This window comes from Albimonas pacifica, assembly GCF_900113695.1.
In the GTDB taxonomy this organism is placed as follows: domain Bacteria; phylum Pseudomonadota; class Alphaproteobacteria; order Rhodobacterales; family Rhodobacteraceae; genus Albimonas; species Albimonas pacifica.
In genome coordinates this window covers 176,031-197,422 of the sequence record NZ_FOQH01000008.1, presented here as the reverse complement: position 1 = coordinate 197,422, position 21,392 = coordinate 176,031, and the positions used below count along the sequence as shown (strand labels likewise).

The window sequence follows — 21,392 nt, the reverse complement described above, 5'->3', positions numbered from 1 at the left end:
GCGCGCGCCCGTCCACTGACATCCGGCGCCCCGTCACCTGTCGGCGTCGGGATTCCGGTTCCACGATTCCGCGCCCGAACCGGACGACCGCCCGCCTCCGCCGCCGCCGGAGGCGATGGAGTCCACCACCCCCGCGATGAAGCTGCCCACGGCCCCCAGGCCGTCCTCCAGCGCCTCTCGCGCGCGGCCGCCCGCGCCCCCGCCCGAAGAGGACGAGGCCACGCGATCGGCCGGCGCACCGCTTGCCCCGGCGGGACGTTCGCTGTCAAGTTCGCGCATCGGCAGGCCCTCGTGCAGGCCCAGCATGGCGCGCCGCCAGATCTCGGCCGGCAGGCCGCCGCCGGTGACGCCGGTCAGGGGCGTGTTGTCGTCGTAGCCCATCCACACGCCCACCACGTAGTCGGCGGTGAAGCCGATGAACCAGGCGTCGCGCGCGGCCTGGGTGGTGCCGGTCTTGCCCGCCGCCTCCCGCCCGTCGAGCTGCGCCCGGCGCCCGGTGCCCGAGGAGATCACCTCCATCATCATCCCGGTCAGCCGGCGGGCGGTCCGCTCGGACATCGCCCGCCCGCCCTGGTTGCCGGAGTGGGTCATCAGCGGCGAGGACTCGCCGCGCAGGGTCACGCTGCGGATGCCCCAGGGGTCGGTGCGCACGCCGCCGTGGGCGATGGTCGCGTAGACCCCGGTCATGTCGAGCAGCGTCGCCTCCGAGGTGCCCAGCGCGATGGCGGGCCCGGGCGCGAGCTCGGCGGTCATGCCCATGTCGGCGGCCATGCGGCGCACCGCCGGCAGGCCGGTCTCGACCGCGGTGCGCACCGCGATGGTGTTCACCGACTTGGCCAGCGCCTCCGACAGGGTCATCCGCCCGAAGCGCTCGTCGTTGTAGTTGGAGGGGGTCCAGCCCTTGATGGTGATCGGCTCGTCGCGCACGATGTCGGCGGGCGAGCGGCCGGCCTCCAGCGCCGCGGCGTAGACCACCGGCTTGAAGGCCGAACCGGACTGGCGCAGCGCCTGGGTGGCGCGGTTGAACTGGCCGCCGAGCCCGGTGGGATTGCGCCCGCCGACGATGGCGCGCACCGCCCCGTCGGGGGTCATCACCACCACCGCGGCCTGGGCGTCGGAGCCCTCGCGCACGTTCTCCTCGAAGACCGAGCGCACGGCCGCCTCGGCCGCGAGCTGGGCGCGGCGGTCGAAGGTGGTGCGGATGCGCACGTCCTCGGTGGTGTCGCGGGTCAGCCAGGCGGGGCCGGATTCCATCACCCAGTCGGCGAAGGCGCCCCCCGCACGGTCGGAGGCGGCCTGCGACAGCTCCGCCGGGCGCGCGCGCGCGGCGTCCGCCTGTTCCTTGGTGAGGTAGTCCTGCTCCTCCATCAGCCCCACGATCACGTTCGCCCGGTTCTGGGCGACGGCGAGGTCGGAGGTGGGGGCGTAGCGCGAGGGGGCCTTCAGCAGACCGGCGAGCATCGCGGCCTCGGCCGGGTTCACCTCGCGCGCGGACTTGCCGAAATAGCGCTGGGCGGCGGCCTCGAACCCGTAGGCGCCGGCGCCGAGATACACCCGGTTGAGGTAGATCGAGAGGATCTCCTCCTTGGTGTATTTCAGCTCCATCGCCAGCGCCATCGGCAGCTCCTTGAGCTTGCGCTCGAGGCTGCGCTCGTTGGTCAGGAACACGTTCTTGGCGGTCTGCTGGGTCAGGGTCGAGCCGCCCTGCACCAGGCCGCCGGCGCGGATGTTGACGGCCATCGCGCGGGCGAGGCCCAGCGGGTCGATGCCGAAATGGGAGTAGTAGCGCCGGTCCTCGGCGGCGACGACGCCGTGGACGAGGTGGGGCGACATCTCGCCCGCCCGCAGCGCGCCGCCGAACTGGTCGCCGCGCCAGGCGAAGACCTGGCCCGCCTCGTCCACCAGCGTCACCGAGCCGCGCTCGCGCCCGTCGAGCAGGTCGGAGGCCGCGGGCAGCGCGAAATAATACCAGCCGACCGAGACCGCCACCACCAGCCCCACGCCCAGCGCGATGCGCGAGCCGATCAGCCAGGTCCAGCGGCCGAGGAAGAGCAGCACCGCGCGCACCGCGCGGTCGAGCCAGCCCATGCGTCCGCCGCGCGCCTTGCGGGGGCGCGCCTCGCGGGCGGGCTTCGGGGGTCGGGCGGCCTTGGGCGCGCGCGCCTTCGGGGCCGGCGCCGGGGCGCCCGCCTGCCGCTCGGCCTTGCGCTGGGCCGCGCGCCGCTGGGCCGTCGTCATGCGCCGGCCGGGAGGATCCTGTCTGCCTTTCGTCACGCCCTTCGGTCTCTTGTTCTGGAACCGCCTGCTCATATCGAGCTGTGACGGTATGAAGCTAGGTCAACGGGGCGGCTTTGTGGAGATCGCTCGACGATTTGCGGGTCGCATCGCCCCCGCAGGCGCGGCGTGGGGGCCACAACCGCGGGGCGCGCGGCGACAATGCGGCCGCGACGCGGCGTCGGGTTTCGACAACCGCGCGCGACGGGCGCTCAGGCCGCCCGCCCCTCCAGCGCCGCGGCGACGGCGCGGGAGGCGCGGCGGGCCGCGGCGCGCAGGGCGTCGGCCTCGAACCCCGCGAAACCGACCACCAGCCCGGGGCGCGCGGGCGGCGAAAACGCGGCCCCTGCGAGGGCGCGCGACGACAGGCCCGCGGCCTCGGCGACGGCGTGGACGCGGGCCTCGTCCGCGCCGGGCGGGGCCCAGGCGATCAGGTGCAGGCCCTGCTCGGGGGCGCGCGCCTCGAACGGGCCGCCCGCGAAGCCCTCGACCAGCGCGTCGCGCGCGGCGCGCAGGCGCTTGCGGGCGCGGCGCAGATGGGCGGCGTAGTGGCCCTCGGCCAGGAAGGCGGTCATCACCGACTGGGAGAGGGCGGCGGGATAGCGGTCGGTCGCATCCCGGATCGTCAGCGCGCGCGCGACCAGCTCCGGCGGCAGCACCGCGAAGCCCAGCCGCAGCCCCGGCGCGATCGCCTTGGAGAAGGAGGCGAGGTAGATCACCCGCCCCGCCCGGTCCATCCCGTGCAGCGAGGCCAGCGGCGCGCCGGTGTAGCGGAACTCGCTGTCGTAATCGTCCTCGAAGATCCAGGCGCCCGCCTGCGCGGCCCAGTCGAGCAGCGCGAGGCGCCGCGGCATCGACAGCGTCACCCCCAGCGGAAACTGGTGGGAGGGGGTCACGTAGGCCGCCCGCGCCCCGGCGCGCAGCCGCATGCCCTGGGCCACGTCCAGCCCCTGCCCGTCCACCGGCGCCGGCACGAGGTCGAGCCCCGCCCCCTCGAGGCAGGCCCGTGCCATCGGATAGCAGGGATCCTCGATCCAGGCCGCGTCGCCCGGGCGCAGGGTGGCGCGCACCGCGAGGTCGAGGGCCGCCTGCGTGCCGCCCGTCACCAGGATCTGCTCGGGCTCCGCCGCCATGCCGCGGGCGGCGCGCAGGTAGGCCGCGATCTCGACCCGCAGGGCGTGGTCGCCGCGGGGGTCGCCGTAGTGGAGGAAGCTGTCGGGCGGCCGCTCCAGAGCCCGGCGGTAGAGCGAGCGCAGCACCTGCAGGGTCCGCGCGTCGGCCGTGCCGCTGCCGAGCTTGCCCGGCTGCGGGCGCGGCGGCGCGGGGTCGCGGCGCAGGGCCGGCGCGCCGTGGGGGGCCGCGGGCACGGCCTCCGCCACGAAGGTGCCCGCGCCCTGGCGCGCCTCGACGAAACCCTCGGCGGCGAGCTGCTCGTAGGCCGCGACCACCGCCCCGCGGGCGACCTTCAGGCGGGCGGCGAGCTCCCGCGTCGGCGGCAGCTTGCCGCCCGGGGGGACGCGGCGCGTCTCGATCAGGCGGCGCAGCGCGGCGTAGACGGCGCGCGCCCGCGGCCCCTCCCCGGGGACGACCGGGGCGAGGGCGGACCAGTCCGGCGAATTGGTCTGCGATCTGGACATGGAAGTGGACCTTTCGCGGACCATTGTGCCGCGCCATTCCCTCGGGAGCAACGCAGGAGTTCCCGCCATGACCCAGACCCCGTCCGTAGCCGCCTATCCCGTCGAGCCCCGCAACCGCGCCCGTCGCAAGCACGAGCGGGCGTCCTACGACCACGCCTCGGTCCACGCGGTGCTGGACGCGGGCATGATGGCCCATGTTTCCTACGTGATCGACGGCCAGCCCTACGCCACGCCGACGATCCACTGGCGCGAGGGCACGCGCCTCTACTGGCACGGCTCCTCGGCCAGCCGGATGCTGCGCGCGCAGGCGGGCGGCCTGCCGGTCTGCGTGACGGTGGCGATGCTCGACGGGCTGGTGATGGCGCGCACGGGGATGAACCACTCGGCCAACTACCGCTCGGCCATGTGCTTTGGAACCGCCGCGCTGGTGGAGGGGGACGCGGAGAAGCGCCACGCCCTGCTGGCGATGATCGACCGCTTCTTCCCCGGGCGGAACGAGACCCTGCGCGGATTTTCCGAGCAGGACGTCAAGGCCACCAAGGTGGTGGGGATGGAGATCGAGACCGCCGTCGCCAAGGTCCGCACCGGCCTGAACGGCGACGAGCCCGAGGACCTCGCCAACCCCACCTGGGCCGGCGTGATCCCCGTGACCCAGGTGATCGGCGAGCGCGTGCCCTGCCCCCACAACGGCGCCGGAGCGGTCCCCTCCGGCCTCGCCGCCTGGGCGCCCGGGCGGCCCTTCGACGAGGCGATGGCCGAGCTCGCCCGGCTCTACGAGCCCGAGCCCGCCTGAGCCCGCCCCGCACGCCGCGCCGGCCCCGCCGCCTCTCCCGCCGCGTCGCCTGCCGCGGGCGGGGGGCGCGGGGGAACGGGCGGCGTGCGGATCGTATCCGGCGCGTGACGCGCAAACGCTCAACAAGACAGCACAAATTTTAGGCGCCCGCGGGCGCCTTTCCGTTGGGCGCCCTCGCGGACCGCCTCCGCGGCGCGGGCGGGGCCGGGCTCGCCGCCGGGCGTCGTCGAAAGGCGGAGCGGCGTCGCGGCGGGCTTGACCGCGCGCGGGCCGGCGCGGCGGCGCCCCCGCCGCCGCGCCGGCCGCTGCGTTCATCGGCCGGTCAGGGCCTCCGCGTTCGTCTCGCCGGGCCCGCGCCGCCGGCGCGCGGCCCCGCCGCGGGGGCGCCGGCCGAGCGTGCCGCGCCCCTCCCTCACGAAGTTGGCACGCCCCTTGAATGAAGGGGGGAGATGCAACCTGACGCAATCATAACCGGGGACGCAGGATGAAGCTGATCATCGCCGTCATCAAACCCTTCAAGCTCGAGGAGGTGCGCGAAGCGCTGACCTCGTCGGGCGTCCAAGGGCTCATGGTCTCGGAGGTCAAGGGGTACGGACGCCAGTCCGGCCACACCGAGATCTACCGCGGCGCCGAATATGTCGTGAACTTCGTTCCGAAGATCAAACTGGAGATCGTCGTGCCGGACGCCGCCGTCGACAAGACGGTCGAGACCATCGCCTCCACCGCCAAGACCGGCAAGATCGGCGACGGCAAGATCTTCGTCCTGGACGTCGAGCAGGCCCTGCGGGTCCGCACCGGCGAGACCGGCGAAGACGCGCTTTAAGCCCGACGGCCAAGACAGACGAAGAGGGATCGAGAGACATGAACCGACTTTTCCTTAAATCCGCGGGCCTGGCGCTGGGCGCCGCCGCGCTGGCCGCGCTGCCCGCGCTGGCCCAGGACGCGGAGCCTGCCGCCGGCGCGGTGCCCGAGCAGTCCGTGTGGGTGTTCAACACCCTGCTGTTCCTGGTCGCCGGCTTCCTGGTCATGTTCATGGCCGCGGGCTTCGCGATGCTCGAGGCGGGCCTCGTGCGCACCAAGAACGTGACGATGCAGCTGACCAAGAACGTCGCGCTCTTCGCCATCGCCGCGGTGATGTATTACCTGATCGGCTACAACCTGATGTACCCGCTGGGCTCCTGGTCGATCGGCTCGGACGAGACCGGCGGCTACCTCGGCGCCTTCGGCGTCGCGGTGATGGAGGCCGTGGGCATCGGCCCCGACGGCGCGGACGACCTCTCCTACGCCTCGACCGGCTCGGACTTCTACTTCCAGCTGATGTTCTGCGCGACCACCGCCTCGATCGTCTCGGGCACGCTGGCCGAGCGCATCAAGCTGTGGCCGTTCCTGATCTTCACCATCTTCCTGACCGCCCTGATCTACCCGATCCAGGCCTCTTGGAAGTGGGGCGGCGGCTTCCTCGACAGCCAGTACGGCTTCCTCGACTTCGCCGGCTCGACGGTCGTGCACTCGGTGGGCGGCTGGGCCGCGCTGGCCGGCGCCCTGGTGCTGGGTCCGCGCATCGGCAAGTACAAGGACGGCCGGGTCACCCCGTTCCCGGGCTCGAACCTGCCGCTGGCGACGCTGGGCACCTTCATCCTGTGGCTGGGCTGGTTCGGGTTCAACGGCGGCTCGCAGCTCGCCATGGGCTCGATCGGCGACGCCGCGGACGTGTCGCGCATCTTCGTGAACACCAACACCGCCGCCGCCGGCGGCGCCATCGCCGCCCTGATCCTGACCCAGGTGGTCTACGGCAAGATCGACCTGACCATGGTGCTCAACGGCGCCCTGGCGGGCCTCGTCTCGATCACCGCCGAGCCGCTGACCCCCGCCCTCGGCACCGCCACCGTCATCGGCGCCATCGGCGGCGTGATCGTGGTCTTCGCGGTGCCGATGCTCGACCGCATGAAGATCGACGACGTGGTCGGCGCGATCCCGGTGCACCTGTTCTGCGGCATCTGGGGCACGCTGGCGGTCCTGATCACCAACGACGACGCCACCATCGGCGGCCAGGTGATCTCGATCATCATCGTCGGCGTATTCGTCTTCGTGGTGTCGCTGGTGCTGTGGTTCGTCCTCAAGGCGGTGATGGGCATCCGCGTCTCGGCCGAGGACGAGATCGCCGGTCTCGACAGCGCCGAGCTGGGCATGGAGGCCTACCCCGAGTTCGGCAAGGGCTCGCAGATCTCCTGATCGCGGGCCGGCCCGGCCGGGGGGCCCTCCCCCCGGCCGACCCAGAGATTGCGGGAGGCGCGCGAGACGCCTCCCGCTCCGGATCCTCCCCGGGGCGGCGCCAGTCGCCCGACCTTCAGCCCGGCGCCTGGCGCCGGGCTCTTTTTTTGCGCGCCGCTCTGCGCCCGGGCGGGACGCCGCCGGCGGACGGGCGGCCGGGCGGGCGACGCTCGCGCGCAGCGCGGGCGAGATCCGTTCCGGACGCCGTCCCCGCGCAGGCTCTCGCCCCTGCGCTGCGCGTTGACGCCGCGCCCGCGACGCGGAACAAAGGCGGCATGAGCAGACCTCGCCTCTCCGCCGCCGCCCTGGCGCTGGCCGCCCTCGTCGCCGCGGCGCCGGCGCTTCTGGCCCCGCCCTCCGCCCAGGGCCAGGGGGCCGCCACCAGCCGCGGCCTGCCCGGCGGCGCCGGCGGCGTCACCGTGCGCCGCGGCGGCGAGGCGCAGCCCGGCCCGAACCGACCAGGCGTCGCCCCTGCGCCTGCCCCTGTCCCGGCGCCCGCCCCCGGCCCAGGCGCCGGCTTCTCCGCCCCCGGCGCCGGGCGCCTGCTCGACATCGACCGCACGGTCCCCTGCGTGCAGGCGGCGAAGCCGGACATGTCCCAGGCGATCCTGTGCTATCGCCCGCTGCTCGAGATCTGCCCCGAGGACGCCGAGCCCGACGACCGCCTCGCCTGCCGCCGCCGGGTCGAGCCGGAGTGGACCGCCCTCGCCGCCCGCTTCGGCGACCAGCCGATGACCCGGATGCTCGCCGGCGCCTTCGACCCGGCCGCCTGCGAGACCTTCGCGGCCCCCGGCAAGACGCCCGAGGAAGCCCGCCTCGACTGCCGCATCACCGCCAGGGCCACGCAGACCATCTACGGCCATATCGAGAGCCTGTGGGGCGGCCTCGGTCCCGGCCTGCGTCCGGGCCTGCGCCCCTGACCGGCCCCGCGCATCCGCGTTGACCGGAGGCCCGCCCTGCAGGCATGCTCCAGCCCATGACCCCGCTCGCCCGCCGACTTTCCGCCCTGGCGCTCGTCGCCCTCGTCCCCCTCGCCGCCGCGGCGCAGGAGACGCCCGCCCCGCGCGGCTGGCTCCTCGTCGGCCCCCTGCCGGAGGGCGAGACGCTGAACCTGCGCGCGGAGCCCTCGGGCGACGCGCCGGTGGTCGGCGCGCTGCCCGAGGGCGCGCTCGTCGTCTCCGCCGGCGAGCGGGCTGTCTCCTCCGTCCCCTGGCTGCGCATCGCCCAGGGCGAGCTGCAGGGCTGGGCGGCCGAGCGCTTCCTGCGCCCGGCCCCGATCCGCACCCTCGACGACGCGTCCTTCCCCGTCGCGGGCGCCTGCGGGGGCTTCGAGCCGATGTGGTCCCTGCGCTGGACCGAGATCGAGATCACCTACGAGCGCCTCGGCGAGCCCGCCGCGAGCCGTCCCGTGACCCGCGCCATCCCCGCCGAAGGCCGCCTCTCGGCCCTGCTCGAGGCCGGCGCCGACCCGGCCGAGCGCTGGCTGTTCCGCTACGAGGACGAGCAGTGCTTCGAGATGCCCCTCGACGCCCCCGTCTGGGGCCGCGGCACGCTGGTGATCACCGAGGGCGGAACCACCCGCTGGCTGACCGGCTGCTGCCGCCCCGCGCCCGAGGCGATCGGCGCCCCCTGACCCCGCGCCCCCTGACCCCGCGCCCCCGGCCGGACGTGGAAACCCGTCCCGCTGCCGCCGCCCGCGAGGTGGTTCGCGACGGTTCAGGGTCCGTTCGCGTCCCCCGCCGCTGCGTCGCAGCACGCCGCCGCCCGATCCCCCGTTGACGCTCCCGTCGCGCCGTCGCAGGCTCCGGACCGGGAACAGACACGACAGGGAGACCCACATGTCCCGCAAGACCCTCGCCGGCGCGCTGGCCGCCGCGGCGTTCGCCCTCTCGGCCCAGGCCGCCGCGGCCGAGGACCTCAAGATCTGCGTCGAGGGCGCCTACCCGCCGTTCTCCGAGACCACCGCCTCGGGCGAGGTCGTGGGCTTCGACATCGACATGGCCAACGCCATGTGCGCCGCGATGGGCGCGACCTGCGAGATGGTGAAGACCGACTGGGACGGCATCATCCCCGCCCTGATCGAGCGCAAGTGCGACGCCATCGTCGCCTCGATGTCGATCACCCCCGACCGCGCCCAGGTCATCGACTTCTCGGCCAAGTACTACAACACCCCCGCCGCCTTCATCGCGGCCGAGGGCACCGAGATGACCACCACCCCCGAGGGGCTCTCGGGCAAGACCGTGGGCGTGCAGCGCGGCACCATCCACCAGCAGTTCATGGAGGGCGAGTTCCCGGACGTGGAGCTGAAGCTCTACGGCACCCAGGACGAGGCCTATCTCGACCTGCAGTCGGGGCGCGTCGACGCGCTGGTCGCCGACCAGATCGCCATGGACGAGGGCTTCATCAAGACCGACGCCGGCGCGGGCTACGCCTTCTTCGGCGACACGTTCTCGATCCCCAAGTACCACGGCGAGGGCGCGGGCGTGGGCGTGCGCAAGGGCTCGGATCTCGCCGGGCGCTTCACCGACGCGATCGCCGAGATCCGCGCGTCGGGCGAGTACGACGAGATCCAGAAGAAGTACTTCGACTTCGACATCTATGGCGGCTGATCCCCTCCGCCGTCCGGCCGCCCCCCAGGGGGCGGCCGCATGAGCAAGCTTCTCGAGTATCTGCCGCTCCTGATGGGCGGCGCGCTGACCACCGTGGCGCTGGCGGTCTGCTCGGCCCTGCTCGCGACCACGCTGGGGCTGCTGGGGGCCTGGGGGAAGGTGGCGGGCAACGCGCTGGGGCGCGGGGCGGTGCGGGTCTACACCACCCTCGGCCGCGGCATCCCCGACCTGGTGCTGATCCTGCTGGTCTATTTCGGCGGCCAGCGGCTGATCAACGACGTGGGCGAGGGGCTGGGCCTGCCGTTCATCGAGATCTCCAAGTTCTGGGCCGGGGTCGCGGCGATCGGCGTCCTCTACGGCGCCTACCTGACCGAGACGTTCCGCGGCGCCTGGATCGCGGTGCCGCGCGGCCAGTCCGAGGCCGCCCGCGCGCTGGGCATGCCGCTGCGCGGCGAATTCCTGCGCGTGACCGGCCCCCAGGCCCTGCGCCACGCCCTGCCCGGCTACGGCAACGTGTGGCTGGTGCTGGTGAAGTCCACCGCCGTGGTCTCGGTCATCGGGCTCGACGACCTGGTCGGCCTGGCGGACAAGGCCGGAAAATCCACGCGCGAGCCGTTCCTGTTCTTCGTGGTGGTGCTGCTGGTCTACCTCGCGATCACCGCCGTCTCCGACAAGCTGCTGGCCTGGGCCGAGCGCTGGGCCAACACCGGCCAGGACGCCGGCAGAGGCGGGGGCGGGGGCCGGGACGACGGCGGCAAGCCGCGCGCCGCGGAGGCGACGGCCTGATGGACCTCACGCTCCCCCTCCGCCACTGGGAGATGTTCCTGCACGGGGTCTGGGTCTCGGTGACGCTGACCTTGCTCTCGGTCGTCGTGGGATTCGCGCTGGCCCTGCCCGGCGCGCTGGCCCAGCAGCGCCGCTCGCGTCTCGCGTTCCTGCCGCGCGGCTACGCCTATTTCTTCCGCGGCACGCCGCTGCTGGCGCAGACGTTCCTGATCTACTACGGCCTCGGCCAGTTCGAATTCGTGCGCGAATCCTGGGCCTGGGTGTTCCTGAAGGAGGCGTGGTGGTGCGCGCTGATCGCCTTCTCGCTGAACTCGGGCGCCTACCAGACCGAGATCCTGCGCGGCGCCTTCGCGATGACCCCCAAGGGCGAGCTGGAGGGCGCCAAGGCGCTCGGCATGTCCGAGCGGCAGACCACCTGGCTGGTGCTGCTGCCCTCCTCCCTGCGCCGGGCGATGCCGCAGTACGGCAACGAGGTGGTGTTCCAGCTGCATTCCTCGGTGGTGGCCTCGGTGATCACCATCCAGGACATCCTCGGCGCCGGGCGCACGCTGAACGCGCGCTACTACGTGGCCTACGAGGGCTTCGTGACGGCGGCGATCCTCTACATGGCCCTGACCTTCCTGCTGGTGGGCGCCTTCCGCCTGCTGGAGCGGCGCTACCTGCGCCACCTGCTGCCGCCCGAGGAGCTCAAGAAGCTGCAGAAGGGCGCGCTGGGCGGCGCGGCCTTCGGCTCGGCGCGGGTCTGATCCGCCTGACGTCGCGTCCCGCCCTGCGGCCGCGGCGTCTTCCGGTCCCGCCCCCCTTGCGACTCCGGCCCGCCAAGGCTATACGCAGCGCCGGAATTGACTGATCAAGACGGCCGCCGCGCATTATTGCGTGGGGCGCCGCGGGAGAAGAGACGATGAAGATCAAGAACTCGCTGCGGTCCCTGAAGCAGCGCCACGCCGATTGCCGTGTCGTGCGCCGCAAGGGCCGCGTCTACGTGATCAACAAGACCCAGCGCAAGTTCAAGGCCCGCCAGGGCTGAGGACGGCGCCCGCGCGCCTGCGCAGGGCTGTTGAGAGGATCTGAAGGGGGCCGCGCCCGGGCGCGGCCCCCTTCGTCATGTCCGGGCGCCGGAGTGCCGCGGCGGGTCGAAGCGATTCCCCGCCCCCTCCGACTCGGGGCCTCGAGCGCGACCTCATGCTCAACGCTCTCTGAAGATCCGGCCGGATTCGGCGAGCGATTCCGTGGGGTTGCCTAACAGCTTCTGACCATTTCGCGCCGCGCAGCGGCCCGAGCGGGCCCTCGCGAATTCTGCTGCGCGAAGAAATCGAGGCGGCGCGGCGCTTTCGGAATTCGTCTCGAATTGCGCTTGGGAAAATCGTTTCGTTGACGGCTCGAAAACCGATCCGGGCGATATTGGCCATGTCGAAGGCGAAACCCTTCGGCAGGCGGAGCGGCCAGGGGTGGGCGCGACGCCGGGACGACGGGCCGAGCAGCCAGGGGTGGGTGCGAGGCCGCGGGAAGAGGCGAAGCAGCCAGGGGTGGATGCGGAGCCGGACGACGGAACGGGAGAGGCGGCCAGGGGTGGGCGCGGCTCCCGACCCGGGAAGACCCGGACCGGCCTGCGACGAGCGAGCGAAGGCCAGGGACCGGGAGCGCAGGAGCGAGGGTCGCGACGTTTCGCGGCCGGGGTGGGCGAGACGAGCGTAACGGAGGGCCTCCGCGTATCGGCGGCCGAGATGGAGCGAGGCGGGCCGCGTGGCCCGACGAGGGTGGAACGTGCGTAGGACCAGGGCCCCGGCGTAGCGGCGGCCGAGACGGAGCGAGGCGGGTCGCGGCGTATCGGGACCCGGGCGGGTGGACGGAGCGTGAGTTCGATCGAGGGTCTGCAGCGTGCGTATCCCGCAGGCCCCGGCATCGAGGCGTGAAGCGTAGAGTGCGGCCCGGCGTCAGCGAGACGGGCGATCCTCCGGCAAGCGTGGTGTGGACGACCTGGGGTTCAGGTCCGACAGGACGCCGGAGCGAAGGGGCGGGCGGTTTCGCCCGACGCGTAGCGGATGGCCCGGGGTGGGCGCGTAGGAGAAGGAGCGGGAACATGGATTTCCCGGTTGTGGCCTTGGATCTCGAGGCCTGGTTCGACCGGCTGGTCGCCGCCCTTGCGGGCGAGCGGACCCCCTGCCGAACAAGGGGCTGAACCCCGCCGAAGCAAGCCGGCCGCCGCGTGGAAACGCGGCGGCCGCAACCTTTCCGGGGACGGCCGCGCCTCGATCCCCCGGGCGGCGCCCGGGACGACGCTCGCGAGAGGCCCCGGGGCGGGCCCAGGGCGCTCCCGAAGGGGCCAGGGGCCGGTCCGCGGGCTCAGTCGTAGCTGCGGGCGTCCTCGATGACCTTGCCGTCGTTGGGCAGGCTGCCGGGGGGCACGAGCTCGACGCGGCCCTTCAGCTTCAGGACGGCGGCGACGCTCTCGGCGACCTTCGCGGCGAAGCCCTCGCCCTCGGCGGTCTCGACCTTGACGGTCATCGCGTCGGCCTCGCCCTCGCGCGTGGCGATCACGCGGAGCTTGGCGATCTGGGGGTGGCGTTTCGCGAGTTCGGCCACCTGCTCGGGACGCACGAACATGCCCTTGATCTTGGTGGTCTGGTCGGCGCGGCCCATCCAGCCCTTGATGCGCAGGTTGGTGCGCCCGCAGGGCGAGACGCCCGCCAGCACCGCCGACATGTCGCCGGTGGCGAAGCGGATCAGGGGGTAGTCGCGGTTGAAGGTGGTGACCAGGACCTCGCCGACCTCGCCCTCGGGGACCGGATCGCCGGTGCCGGGGCGCACGATCTCCACGAGCACGCCCTCGTCCACGATCATGCCCTCGATCTCGCCGTCGGGGCCCGGGCTCTCATAGGCGATCGAGCCGAGGTCGGCGGTGCCGTAGCCCTGCAGGCAGGCGATGCCGCGGTCGGCGTATTCCTGGCGCAGCGACGGGAACAGCGCCCCGCCGCCCACGCAGGCCTTCTTCACGGAACTCACGTCCAGCCCCATCTCGGCCGCCTTGTCGAGGATCACCTTCAGGTAGTCGGGCGTGCCGGTGTAGGCGGTCACCCCGCAGTCGGCCATGGCGCGGGCCTGAAGCTCGGTCTGTCCGGTGCCGGCCGGCAGGACCGAGGCGCCGACGGCGCGCGCCGCGCTCTCGAACATCATGCCCGCGGGGGTGAGGTGGTAGGAGAAGCAGTTCTGCACCAGGTCGCCCTGCCCGATGCCTGCGGCATGCAGCTGCCGCCCTCCGCGCCACCAGTCGCGGGCGTCGCCGCCGGGCTCGTAGATCGGCCCGGGGCTCTGGAACACGTGGCGGATGCCGGTGGGGGTCACGGCGGCGAAGCCGCCGAAGGGCGGACGCTCGGCCTGTTTCGCCGCCAGCTCGGACTTGCGCAGGACCGGGAGCTTCGCGAGCGCCGCCCGGTCGCGGATGTCGGAGGGGTTCACGCCGGCCAGGTGCTCGGCCATGGCGGGGGCCTTCTCCAGCGCGTGCCCGATCAACGCGGGCAGGTCGCGGGCGAGGTCGGCGGCGCGCTGGTCGGCCGAGCGGGTTTCGAGGTCGTCGTAATAGCCGGTCATCGAAGATCTCCCGTGGGGGGAAGGGTCAGGGGCGGTCCCAGGGCGGCTGGGGGCCCAGCGGGCGCTCCATCTGGAACATGCCCTCCTCGGCCCCGCCGGTGCGGCGGAAGCCGAGGGAAAGGTAGAGCCGCTCGGCCCGCAGGTTGCCCTGCGAGACGTTGAGCGTCATCCGCCGCGCCCCCGGCATCCGGGCGCGCCCGGCGGCGGCGGTCAGGCGGATCAGCGGCCGGGCGAGGCCCTGCCCCCGCCGCGCGGGGTCCATCACCAGGAAGCACAGGTGCACGGCGTCGTCGCCCGGGCGCAGGCCGAAATGGGCGAAGGGGACGCCGTCGCGCTCGGCGTAGAAGAAGGCCGGCGAGGGGCGGGTCAGCAGCTCCTCCCACTCGTCCGCGTCGAAGGGGAAGCGGGCGAAGGGGTGGGCGAAGGCCATGTCCTGCGCGTCGCGGAACCAGCCCGCGAGCGGCTCCAGCGCCACGGGCCGGTTGCGCCGCCATGTCAGGCCCTCGGCCTCGCCGCGCGAGGGCGCCTCGGGATCGGAGGAGACGGGGGGCGCCATGACGCCGCCTCAGCCCTGCGCCGGGCGGGCCGGTCCGCGGGACTGCGGGCGGCGGGCGCGGCGATCGAGGGGGCGGGTCATCTGCGGTCTCCGGAAACGGCGGGGCGCGCGGGGGGTCGGGATCACTCCGGCGCCCCGGCCTCGCAGTCCTTCCATAGCATCGTCCTGGTCAGGGCGCGCCCGGCCGCGTCGTAGCGGGCGCCGCGCACGGCCATCAGCTCGGCCATCACCGCCTCGTAGCCGTCGAGGGGGCCGCAGGCGTGCGCGAGGATCGGCTCACGCGCGCAGAGGCCCTGGTCGTAGCAGTAGGCGGCCGCGGCCAGATGCGCGCGCAGGGGCTCGAGATCCTCCTCCGGCGTCTGCGAGCCCCGGCCCGCGATCGTGTCCGAGAGGGCGCGCATCGCCTCGGCCACGGCCGGCGAGGCGGCCTGGGCGAGGACGTCGAACGTGCGCTCGGGCGCCGGCGCGGCCTCCTCCCCGCTGATCAGGTAGAGCTGGACGTTCGCCGCCAGGACCCCTGCGAGCAGCGCGGCGCCCAGGGCCCAGGCGAGCGGCGAGAGCCCGGCGACGCGCGCGGCGGGCACGGAGGGGCGCCCCCCGCCCTGCCCGCCCGCGCCCAGGCGACGGCGGCGCAGCAGCCGGTCGGCCGCCATCGGCTCAGCTCAGCCAGCGCTTGCGGCGGCGGTAGGAGCGGACCTCGCGGAAGGACTTGCGGCCCTGGTCGGACATGCCGAGGTAGAACTCCTTCACGTCCTGGTTCTCGCGCAGCGCCTTGGCCTCGCCGTCCATCACCACCCGGCCGCTTTCCAGGATGTAGCCGTAGTGGGCGTAGCGGAGCGCGACGTTGGTGTTCTGCTCGGCGAGCAGGAAGGACACCCCTTCTTTCTCGTTGATAGATTTGACGATTTCAAAAATCTGCTCGACGAGCTGGGGGGCGAGGCCCATCGAGGGCTCGTCCAGCAGCACCGTCTCGGGGCGGGACATCAGCGCGCGGCCGATGGCGCACATCTGCTGCTCGCCGCCCGAGGTGTAGCCGGCGAGCGAGCTGCGACGCTCCTTCAGGCGGGGGAAGTAGGTGTAGACCATCTCCAGGTCGCGGGCGATCTCGGCGCGCCCGCCGGTGCGGGTGTAGGCGCCGGTCATCAGGTTCTCCTCGACCGTCAGATGCTCGAAGCAGTGGCGGCCTTCCATCACCTGGATGACGCCGGACTTCACCAGCTCGGCCGGATCGCCGGCGGCCACGTCGCGGCCGCGGTAGAGGATGCGGCCCTTGGTGACCTCGCCGCGCTCGGACTTCAGCAGGCCCGAGATCGCCTTGAGCGTGGTGGTCTTGCCGGCGCCGTTGCCGCCCAGCAGCGCGGTGATGCCGCCCTTGGGCACGGTCAGGCTGACGCCCTTCAGCACCAGGATCACGTGGTTGTAGATGACCTCGATGTTCGAGACCCGCAGCAGCGGCTCGCCCGGCGCGGGATCGGCCGAGAGCTCGGCGTCGGTGGTGGCCACGGCGGCGGCGGCTTTGGCTTCCGCGAGGGCGGCGTCGGTCATCGTCGGAGCGCTCCGGCTGGCGGCCGCGCGGGGGCGGCCGGGGAATTCTTCGGGGGGGCGGCGGGGGCCCGTGGGCCCCCGCCGGGTTCGCTCAGGCCGCGATCACTCGCAGGTGCGCGGGGTGATGTTGTTCTCGGCGGCGTAGGCCATCGAGTCCTCTTCGATCAGCGGGCCCACGACCTCCTCGTCGGGGGTCATGAAGTCCGAGACCAGCGTCCAGGTCTTCTCCGAGGCGTTCCACTGCTGGATCGCGCCCATGTGCGGCGCGCCGTGGTCCGCGCAGGAGGCCTGCAGGGGCTGGGCGAACTCGGGCAGCCCGATCTCGGCCCACCGCTCGGCGGTGATGGTCAGCGTCTCGTAGGCGTCGCGCATGTCGGCGGCGGTGATGTTCGACTTGCCGGTCGCCTCCTGGGCGGCCTTGATCGCCTCGGTCACGATCACGGCCGCGTAGACGCCGCGGTTGTAGCCGACCTCGCCGATCGTGGTGCCGTCGCCGGCGGCCTTGCCCTTGTCATGCACCAGGGTCTTGATCTGCTCGTAGGCGGGGAAGTCGGCGCCGGGCTTGTGCCAGGTGATCGACTTGTAGCCGTCCGCGCCCGCGCCGGCGGGCAGCACGTCCGCCTCGGAGCCCGACCACCACACGCCGATGAACTTGTCCATCGGGAAGCGGATGTTGGCGGCCTCCTGGATGGCGACCGAGTTCATCACGCCCCAGCCCCACATGAAGACGTAGTCCGGACGCTCGCGCCGGATCTGCAGCCACTGGGACTTCTGCTCCTGGCCCGGGTGGTCGACGGCGAGCTGGGTGAGGGTGTAGCCGTGCTTCTTCGACAGCTCCTCCAGCGTGCGGATCGGCTCCTTGCCGTAGGCGGAGTTGTGGTAGACGAGCGCGATCTTCTTGCCCTCGAGCGACCCGCCCTCCTGCTCCATGGCGTATTTGACCATCATCGAGGCGGCGTCCCAGTAGGTGCCGGGCATGATGAACACCCACTCGAACACCTTGCCGTTGACGGCCGAGGTGCGCCCGTAGGCCATCGAGTGCACCGGGATCCCGTCGGCCGAGGCCTTGGGGATCAGCTGGTAGGTGATGCCGGTGGACTGCGGGATGAAGACCAGCGGGTTCTCGCCCTTGAGCGCCTCGTAGCACTCGACGCCCTTCTGGGTGTTGTAGGCGGTCTCGCACTCCATGACGTTGATGCGCTCGCCGCCGACGCCGCCGTCGCGCTCGTTGAGAAGCGTCATGTAGTCGGAGAAGCCGTCGGCGTAGGGAATGCCCGACGGCGCGTAGGGGCCGGTGCGGTAGTTCAGCGCCGGAACGTTGAGGTCGGCGAGCGCGGGGCTCGCGGCGATCATGGCGGCGGCCGCCACGGCGGCCAGACGGGACAGTTTCATGCGGTTTGCCTCCCTAACTGTCTGAATTCGATCTCCCCGCCCCGTATGCCGGGGTCTTGGTGATGTTGCCGGTCCGCCGTCGCCTCCCAGGACGGCGGACCGGGGCGTTCCCCAGAAGCGTCCCCGTCAGTGCGGGAAGGGCCACAGGCGGAGCTTTTCCTTCATCAGGCGCCACAGCTGCGCGAGGCCGTGCGGCTCCAGGATCAGGAAGGCCACGATCAGCGCGCCGACGATGACGAACTCGAAATGCGTGGCGATGGTGGTGGGCCAGCCCATGCCGTCGACCATCAGGTTCTTCAGCAGCACCGGCATCATGATCATGAAGGCCGCGCCCGCGAAACAGCCGAAGATCGAGCCGAGGCCGCCGATGATGATCATGAACAGCACCAGGAAGGACTGGTTGATGCCGAAGGCCTCGGTCGGCTCGGCCGCGCCGAGATAGACCGAGAAGAACAGCGCCCCCGCGATCCCCACGTAGAACGAGCTGACGGCGAAGGCCGAGAGCTTGGTGCGCAGCGGGTTCACGCCGATGATCTCGGCGGCGATGTCCATGTCCCGGATCGCCATCCACTGCCGCCCGACCCGCCCGCGGGTGAGGTTGCGCATCAGCCAGGCGAGCAGGAACACGAAGACCGCGCAGAACAGGTAGGCGCCCCAGGCCGGCACCTCCGGCCCCGTCACGTCGACCCCGAAGACCGAGCGCGGCGGCGCCGTGATCTGGCCGGTGGCCGAGTAGTTGAAGAACCACGGCACCTTGTTGAAGAGCCACACCAGGAAGAACTGCGCCGCCAGCGTCGCGACCGCCAGGTAGAAGCCCTTGATCCTGAGGGACGGCAGCCCGAACAGCGCCCCTACGGCGGCGGTGATCCCGCCCGAGAGCAGCACCACGAAGAAGATGTTCAGCTCGGGGAAGGCGGTCATCAGCTTGTAGGAGGCGTAGGCCCCCACCGCCATGAACCCGCCGGTGCCGAGGCTGACCTGCCCGCAGTAGCCGGTCAGGATATTGAGCCCCATCGCCGCGATGCAGAACACCAGGAAGGGGATCATCACCGACTTGGCCATGTAGTCGGAGATGAACACCGGGATGATCGCGAAGGCGACGACCAGCACCACGTAGTAGCGCCAGCGGTCGAAGGCGATCGGGAAGGTCTGGGCGTCGTCGACGTAGGACGTCTTGTAGTCGCCGGCCTCACGGTAAAGCATCGATCTAGACCCTCTCGATGATCTTGTCGCCGAACAGGCCCTGGGGTCGGAACACCAGGAAGATCAGCGCCAGCACGTAGGCGAACCAGTTCTCGGTGGCGCCGCCGACCATCGGGCCGATGGCGAACTCGAAAAGCTTCTCGCCGACCCCGATGATCAGCCCGCCCACGATGGCGCCGGGGATCGAGGTGAACCCGCCCAGCATCAGCACCGGCAGGGCCTTCAGCGCGATCAGCGACAGCGAGAACTGCACCCCCGACTTCGCCCCCCACATCGAGCCCGCGACCAGCGCCACGAAGCCCGCGATCGCCCAGGTCACCACCCAGATGAACCGCAGCGAGATGCCCACCGACAGCGCCGCCTGGTGGTCGTCGGCGACCGCCCGCAGCGCGCGGCCGATGCGCGTGTACTGGCTGAAGGCCGTCAGCGCGACCACCAGCGCCACCGCCACGCCCGCCGCGATCAGGTCGAGCTTGTCGATGTACATCCCGTAGAAGCCCGAGTCCTCGGCCGCCCAGCTGACGGTCATGTCCTCGATCCAGAAGCTGCCGCCCTGGGGCAGGCCCAGGTCCAGCGCCTTGATGTCGGAGCCCCACATCAGGTCGCCGAACCCCTCGAGGAAGTAGGCGAGCCCGATGGTGGCCATGAACAGGATGATCGGCTCCTGGTTCACCAGATGCTTGAGGATGATCCGCTCGACCAGGATGGCGAAGAGCAGCATCACCGCCAGCGCGCAGAGGATCGCGAGGATCGTCGGCATCTCCCAGCCGAAGCCGTGGATCTCGGTGCCCAGCACGGCGTTGATGAGTTCCGCGAAGGGCACCTGCCCGTCCTGGAAGCCGACCAGCGTCAGGGCCGCGAAGAGCGCCATGACGCCCTGCGAATAGTTGAAGATGCCCGAGGCCTTGAAGATCAGAACGAAGCCCAGCGCGACGAGCGAATACATCACGCCCGTCAGCAGCCCGTTCAGGATCACCTCGATGGTGTAGAGAAATTCGGCGCTCATGCCGCGGTCCCCTCCCTGTGGATCGCGTCGATGGAAAGGGTTCAGTCGTGGCTGACGCCGAGATAGGCGTCGATCACGTCCTGGTTGGCGCGGACCTCCTCGGGGGTCCCGTCCCCGATCTTGCGTCCGTAGTCGAGCACCACCACCCGGTCGGCGATGTCCATGACCACGCCCATGTCATGCTCGATCAGCGCGATGGTGGTCCCGAACTCGTCGTTCACGTCGAGGATGAAGCGGCACATGTCCTCCTTCTCCTCGACGTTCATGCCGGCCATCGGCTCGTCGAGGAGCAGCAGCTTGGGCTCGGCCGCCAGCGCCCGGCCCAGCTCGACGCGCTTCTGCAGACCGTAGGGGAGGCGGCCGACGGGGGTCTTGCGGATCGCCTGGATCTCGAGGAAGTCGATGATCTCCTCGACCCGGCGGCGGTGCTCGACCTCCTCGCGCTGGGCGGATCCCCACCACATCGCCTGCTGCCAGAAGTTCGTCTTCATCATGGTCATGCGGCCCGTCATGATGTTGTCGAGCGTCGTCATGCCCTTGAAGAGCGCGATGTTCTGGAAGGTGCGGGCGATCCCCTGCTGGGCGATCTCATAGGGCTTCATCGGCCCGCGCTTCGCGCCGCGGAACCAGATCTCCCCCTCCTGGGGGTGATAGAAGCCGTTGATCACGTTGAGCATCGAGGACTTGCCGGCCCCGTTGGGGCCGATGATGGCGCGGATCTCGTGCTCTTTGATGTCGAAGGAGATGTCCTTGATGGCCGTCACGCCGCCGAAGCGGAGCGTGATGTTCTTCATCTCCATCACCGTGCCGCCGATGCGCCGCGGCTCGATGCCGTGGGCCTCTTCCTGGCTGGCGTAGGCGACGTCGTCGGACGCCGCCTCGGCTGCATGAATGCTCACTCGCGCCTCCCTTCGCGAGCGGCCGATGGACCCCGCCGTCCGATCAGCCGCTGCTGTTGATGCATTCGCCGACGCCGATCGGTTCCTCGACGGCGGCGAAGAAGAGGAAGGCGTTCCCGGCGCCCGCCTCGATGACGATGGACACGTTCACGCCCGGGCGGGTCTCGCCGCGGGTCTTGATCTTGCGCGCGTAGGTGCGGTTGTCGCCGAAGGGACAGGCCACGTCGCGGAACGTGCGGTTGTCGGTGTTGTTCTCGATCCAGGTCTCGAACTTGGCGATCGCCTCGGCGATGTCGATCGGCACCGTGGTGGCGGTGGTGATCGGGAACGCCACGCGGCAGCCCTTGTAGGTCTCGGAACCCGCCACGTGCTCCATGTGCACGAGGATCGGCACGATGCCGACCGAGTGCCAGGCGACGCCGTTCGAGCGCACGTCGATCCGGTTCGCGTCCAGCGGGTTCATCGGGTTGAGGTCGCCGGTGACGATGGCCGCGTTGCGCATGATCGGCTCGGCGCAGCGGTGGAAGGCGAACTCGTACCAGTCGTTCTCGGTCTGGCCCGCCAGCGCGGGCGCGCCGAGGCCGGCGAGGGGCAGCGCGACCGCCAGCCCGCACAGGGCCCGCCGCGCGGTTCCGAGGAAATCGGGGCGCATCTCGTTACTCCGATACAGGCGGCGGGAGCTCCGCCGCATACGCACGCGCGACCCCCGAGGGGTCCGGCCCGCCGCGGAGCCCTCCCGCTCCGTGCGTCGGCCGGGACGCGCCCCGGGCATCGTGAACGAGAAGTTTACACCGATCCGTGGCGTTAAGCACGTATGCATCTTCCGGCATGAC

The 21,392-nt window shown here is 71.9% G+C and carries 20 protein-coding genes; 9 read left to right on the top strand and 11 right to left on the bottom strand.

Annotated elements, in window-relative coordinates; genetic code table 11:
* Window positions 1–33: 33 nt before the first annotated feature.
* Window positions 34–2,238, bottom strand: a complete 2,205-nt coding sequence (locus BM064_RS18110) for a transglycosylase domain-containing protein (protein WP_092861905.1) — start codon at window positions 2,236–2,238, stop codon at window positions 34–36.
* A gap of 248 nt (window positions 2,239–2,486) precedes the next feature.
* Window positions 2,487–3,911, bottom strand: a complete 1,425-nt coding sequence (gene pdxR / locus BM064_RS18105) for a MocR-like pyridoxine biosynthesis transcription factor PdxR (protein ID WP_092861903.1) — start codon at window positions 3,909–3,911, stop codon at window positions 2,487–2,489.
* Between the two features lie 67 nt (window positions 3,912–3,978).
* Between pdxR and BM064_RS18100 the strand changes: the two genes are divergently transcribed.
* The 9 genes from BM064_RS18100 to ykgO all read left to right on the top strand — a co-directional run bounded on the left by BM064_RS18100 (window position 3,979) and on the right by ykgO (window position 11,397).
* Window positions 3,979–4,704, top strand: a complete 726-nt coding sequence (locus BM064_RS18100) for a pyridoxamine 5'-phosphate oxidase family protein (protein WP_092861901.1) — start codon at window positions 3,979–3,981, stop codon at window positions 4,702–4,704.
* Window positions 4,705–5,188: 484 nt separating this feature from the next.
* Window positions 5,189–5,527 carry a P-II family nitrogen regulator gene (locus BM064_RS18095; protein ID WP_092861899.1) on the top strand — a complete coding sequence of 113 codons (339 nt, stop codon included), beginning with the start codon at window positions 5,189–5,191 and terminating at the stop codon, window positions 5,525–5,527.
* Between the two features lie 38 nt (window positions 5,528–5,565).
* Window positions 5,566–6,936: an ammonium transporter gene (locus BM064_RS18090; RefSeq protein ID WP_092861897.1), complete on the top strand. Its 1,371-nt coding sequence runs from the start codon at window positions 5,566–5,568 to the stop codon at window positions 6,934–6,936.
* A 314-nt stretch (window positions 6,937–7,250) separates the two neighbouring features.
* Window positions 7,251–7,895: a hypothetical protein gene (locus BM064_RS18085; RefSeq protein ID WP_092861895.1), complete on the top strand. Its 645-nt coding sequence runs from the start codon at window positions 7,251–7,253 to the stop codon at window positions 7,893–7,895.
* A gap of 44 nt (window positions 7,896–7,939) precedes the next feature.
* Window positions 7,940–8,608 (top strand): SH3 domain-containing protein, encoded by a 669-nt coding sequence (locus BM064_RS18080; RefSeq protein WP_092861893.1) that lies wholly within the window; start codon window positions 7,940–7,942, stop codon window positions 8,606–8,608.
* A gap of 205 nt (window positions 8,609–8,813) precedes the next feature.
* Window positions 8,814–9,584, top strand: coding sequence for a lysine/arginine/ornithine ABC transporter substrate-binding protein (locus BM064_RS18075; protein WP_092861891.1), 771 nt, complete (start codon window positions 8,814–8,816; stop codon window positions 9,582–9,584).
* A gap of 39 nt (window positions 9,585–9,623) precedes the next feature.
* Window positions 9,624–10,370 carry an ABC transporter permease gene (locus BM064_RS18070; RefSeq protein WP_092861889.1) on the top strand — a complete coding sequence of 249 codons (747 nt, stop codon included), beginning with the start codon at window positions 9,624–9,626 and terminating at the stop codon, window positions 10,368–10,370.
* Window positions 10,370–11,116, top strand: a complete 747-nt coding sequence (locus tag BM064_RS18065) for an ABC transporter permease (RefSeq protein ID WP_092861887.1) — start codon at window positions 10,370–10,372, stop codon at window positions 11,114–11,116. Before BM064_RS18070 ends, BM064_RS18065 begins: the two co-directional genes overlap by 1 nt.
* A gap of 155 nt (window positions 11,117–11,271) precedes the next feature.
* Window positions 11,272–11,397, top strand: coding sequence for a type B 50S ribosomal protein L36 (gene ykgO / locus BM064_RS18060; RefSeq protein WP_092861885.1), 126 nt, complete (start codon window positions 11,272–11,274; stop codon window positions 11,395–11,397).
* A 1,316-nt stretch (window positions 11,398–12,713) separates the two neighbouring features.
* Here ykgO and BM064_RS18055 read toward each other — a convergent pair.
* From BM064_RS18055 to BM064_RS18015, 9 genes are all read right to left on the bottom strand, one after another.
* Entirely contained in the window at window positions 12,714–13,958 is a 1,245-nt protein-coding gene (locus BM064_RS18055; RefSeq protein WP_092861883.1) for a phenylacetate--CoA ligase family protein, read from the bottom strand.
* Between the two features lie 25 nt (window positions 13,959–13,983).
* Window positions 13,984–14,514, bottom strand: a complete 531-nt coding sequence (locus BM064_RS18050; protein WP_092861881.1) for a GNAT family N-acetyltransferase — start codon at window positions 14,512–14,514, stop codon at window positions 13,984–13,986.
* A gap of 122 nt (window positions 14,515–14,636) precedes the next feature.
* The gene (locus BM064_RS18045; RefSeq protein ID WP_092861879.1) at window positions 14,637–15,167 is read right to left on the bottom strand and encodes a hypothetical protein; all 531 of its coding nucleotides are present in this window, start codon (window positions 15,165–15,167) and stop codon (window positions 14,637–14,639) included.
* Window positions 15,168–15,171: 4 nt separating this feature from the next.
* Window positions 15,172–16,059, bottom strand: a complete 888-nt coding sequence (locus BM064_RS18040) for an ABC transporter ATP-binding protein (RefSeq protein ID WP_092861877.1) — start codon at window positions 16,057–16,059, stop codon at window positions 15,172–15,174.
* A 102-nt stretch (window positions 16,060–16,161) separates the two neighbouring features.
* Window positions 16,162–17,451 (bottom strand): ABC transporter substrate-binding protein, encoded by a 1,290-nt coding sequence (locus tag BM064_RS18035; RefSeq protein ID WP_092861875.1) that lies wholly within the window; start codon window positions 17,449–17,451, stop codon window positions 16,162–16,164.
* A 126-nt stretch (window positions 17,452–17,577) separates the two neighbouring features.
* Entirely contained in the window at window positions 17,578–18,654 is a 1,077-nt protein-coding gene (locus tag BM064_RS18030) for a branched-chain amino acid ABC transporter permease (RefSeq protein ID WP_092861873.1), read from the bottom strand.
* 4 nt (window positions 18,655–18,658) lie between these two features.
* Window positions 18,659–19,660, bottom strand: a complete 1,002-nt coding sequence (locus tag BM064_RS18025) for a branched-chain amino acid ABC transporter permease (RefSeq protein ID WP_092861871.1) — start codon at window positions 19,658–19,660, stop codon at window positions 18,659–18,661.
* Between the two features lie 41 nt (window positions 19,661–19,701).
* Window positions 19,702–20,460 carry an ABC transporter ATP-binding protein gene (locus tag BM064_RS18020; RefSeq protein WP_092862258.1) on the bottom strand — a complete coding sequence of 253 codons (759 nt, stop codon included), beginning with the start codon at window positions 20,458–20,460 and terminating at the stop codon, window positions 19,702–19,704.
* A gap of 142 nt (window positions 20,461–20,602) precedes the next feature.
* Complete coding sequence (locus BM064_RS18015) at window positions 20,603–21,211, bottom strand: hypothetical protein (protein ID WP_092861869.1); 609 nt, start codon at window positions 21,209–21,211, stop codon at window positions 20,603–20,605.
* Window positions 21,212–21,392 lie beyond the last annotated feature (181 nt).

What these genes read in the sequence shown, in the direction of transcription:
- BM064_RS18110 (WP_092861905.1), bottom strand. Translation starts at nt 2,238, where the DNA reads ATGACGACGGCCCAGCGGCGCGCGGCCCAGCGCAAGGCCGAGCGGCAG.
- pdxR (WP_092861903.1), bottom strand. Translation starts at nt 3,911, where the DNA reads ATGTCCAGATCGCAGACCAATTCGCCGGACTGGTCCGCCCTCGCCCCG.
- BM064_RS18015 (WP_092861869.1), bottom strand. Translation starts at nt 21,211, where the DNA reads ATGCGCCCCGATTTCCTCGGAACCGCGCGGCGGGCCCTGTGCGGGCTG.
- BM064_RS18065 (WP_092861887.1), top strand. Translation starts at nt 10,370, where the DNA reads ATGGACCTCACGCTCCCCCTCCGCCACTGGGAGATGTTCCTGCACGGG.
- ykgO (WP_092861885.1), top strand. Translation starts at nt 11,272, where the DNA reads ATGAAGATCAAGAACTCGCTGCGGTCCCTGAAGCAGCGCCACGCCGAT.
- BM064_RS18080 (WP_092861893.1), top strand. Translation starts at nt 7,940, where the DNA reads ATGCTCCAGCCCATGACCCCGCTCGCCCGCCGACTTTCCGCCCTGGCG.
- BM064_RS18100 (WP_092861901.1), top strand. Translation starts at nt 3,979, where the DNA reads ATGACCCAGACCCCGTCCGTAGCCGCCTATCCCGTCGAGCCCCGCAAC.
- BM064_RS18045 (WP_092861879.1), bottom strand. Translation starts at nt 15,167, where the DNA reads ATGGCGGCCGACCGGCTGCTGCGCCGCCGTCGCCTGGGCGCGGGCGGG.
- BM064_RS18040 (WP_092861877.1), bottom strand. Translation starts at nt 16,059, where the DNA reads ATGACCGACGCCGCCCTCGCGGAAGCCAAAGCCGCCGCCGCCGTGGCC.
- BM064_RS18095 (WP_092861899.1), top strand. Translation starts at nt 5,189, where the DNA reads ATGAAGCTGATCATCGCCGTCATCAAACCCTTCAAGCTCGAGGAGGTG.
- BM064_RS18020 (WP_092862258.1), bottom strand. Translation starts at nt 20,460, where the DNA reads ATGGAGATGAAGAACATCACGCTCCGCTTCGGCGGCGTGACGGCCATC.
- BM064_RS18070 (WP_092861889.1), top strand. Translation starts at nt 9,624, where the DNA reads ATGAGCAAGCTTCTCGAGTATCTGCCGCTCCTGATGGGCGGCGCGCTG.
- BM064_RS18035 (WP_092861875.1), bottom strand. Translation starts at nt 17,451, where the DNA reads ATGAAACTGTCCCGTCTGGCCGCCGTGGCGGCCGCCGCCATGATCGCC.
- BM064_RS18055 (WP_092861883.1), bottom strand. Translation starts at nt 13,958, where the DNA reads ATGACCGGCTATTACGACGACCTCGAAACCCGCTCGGCCGACCAGCGC.
- BM064_RS18030 (WP_092861873.1), bottom strand. Translation starts at nt 18,654, where the DNA reads ATGCTTTACCGTGAGGCCGGCGACTACAAGACGTCCTACGTCGACGAC.
- BM064_RS18090 (WP_092861897.1), top strand. Translation starts at nt 5,566, where the DNA reads ATGAACCGACTTTTCCTTAAATCCGCGGGCCTGGCGCTGGGCGCCGCC.
- BM064_RS18085 (WP_092861895.1), top strand. Translation starts at nt 7,251, where the DNA reads ATGAGCAGACCTCGCCTCTCCGCCGCCGCCCTGGCGCTGGCCGCCCTC.
- BM064_RS18025 (WP_092861871.1), bottom strand. Translation starts at nt 19,660, where the DNA reads ATGAGCGCCGAATTTCTCTACACCATCGAGGTGATCCTGAACGGGCTG.
- BM064_RS18075 (WP_092861891.1), top strand. Translation starts at nt 8,814, where the DNA reads ATGTCCCGCAAGACCCTCGCCGGCGCGCTGGCCGCCGCGGCGTTCGCC.
- BM064_RS18050 (WP_092861881.1), bottom strand. Translation starts at nt 14,514, where the DNA reads ATGGCGCCCCCCGTCTCCTCCGATCCCGAGGCGCCCTCGCGCGGCGAG.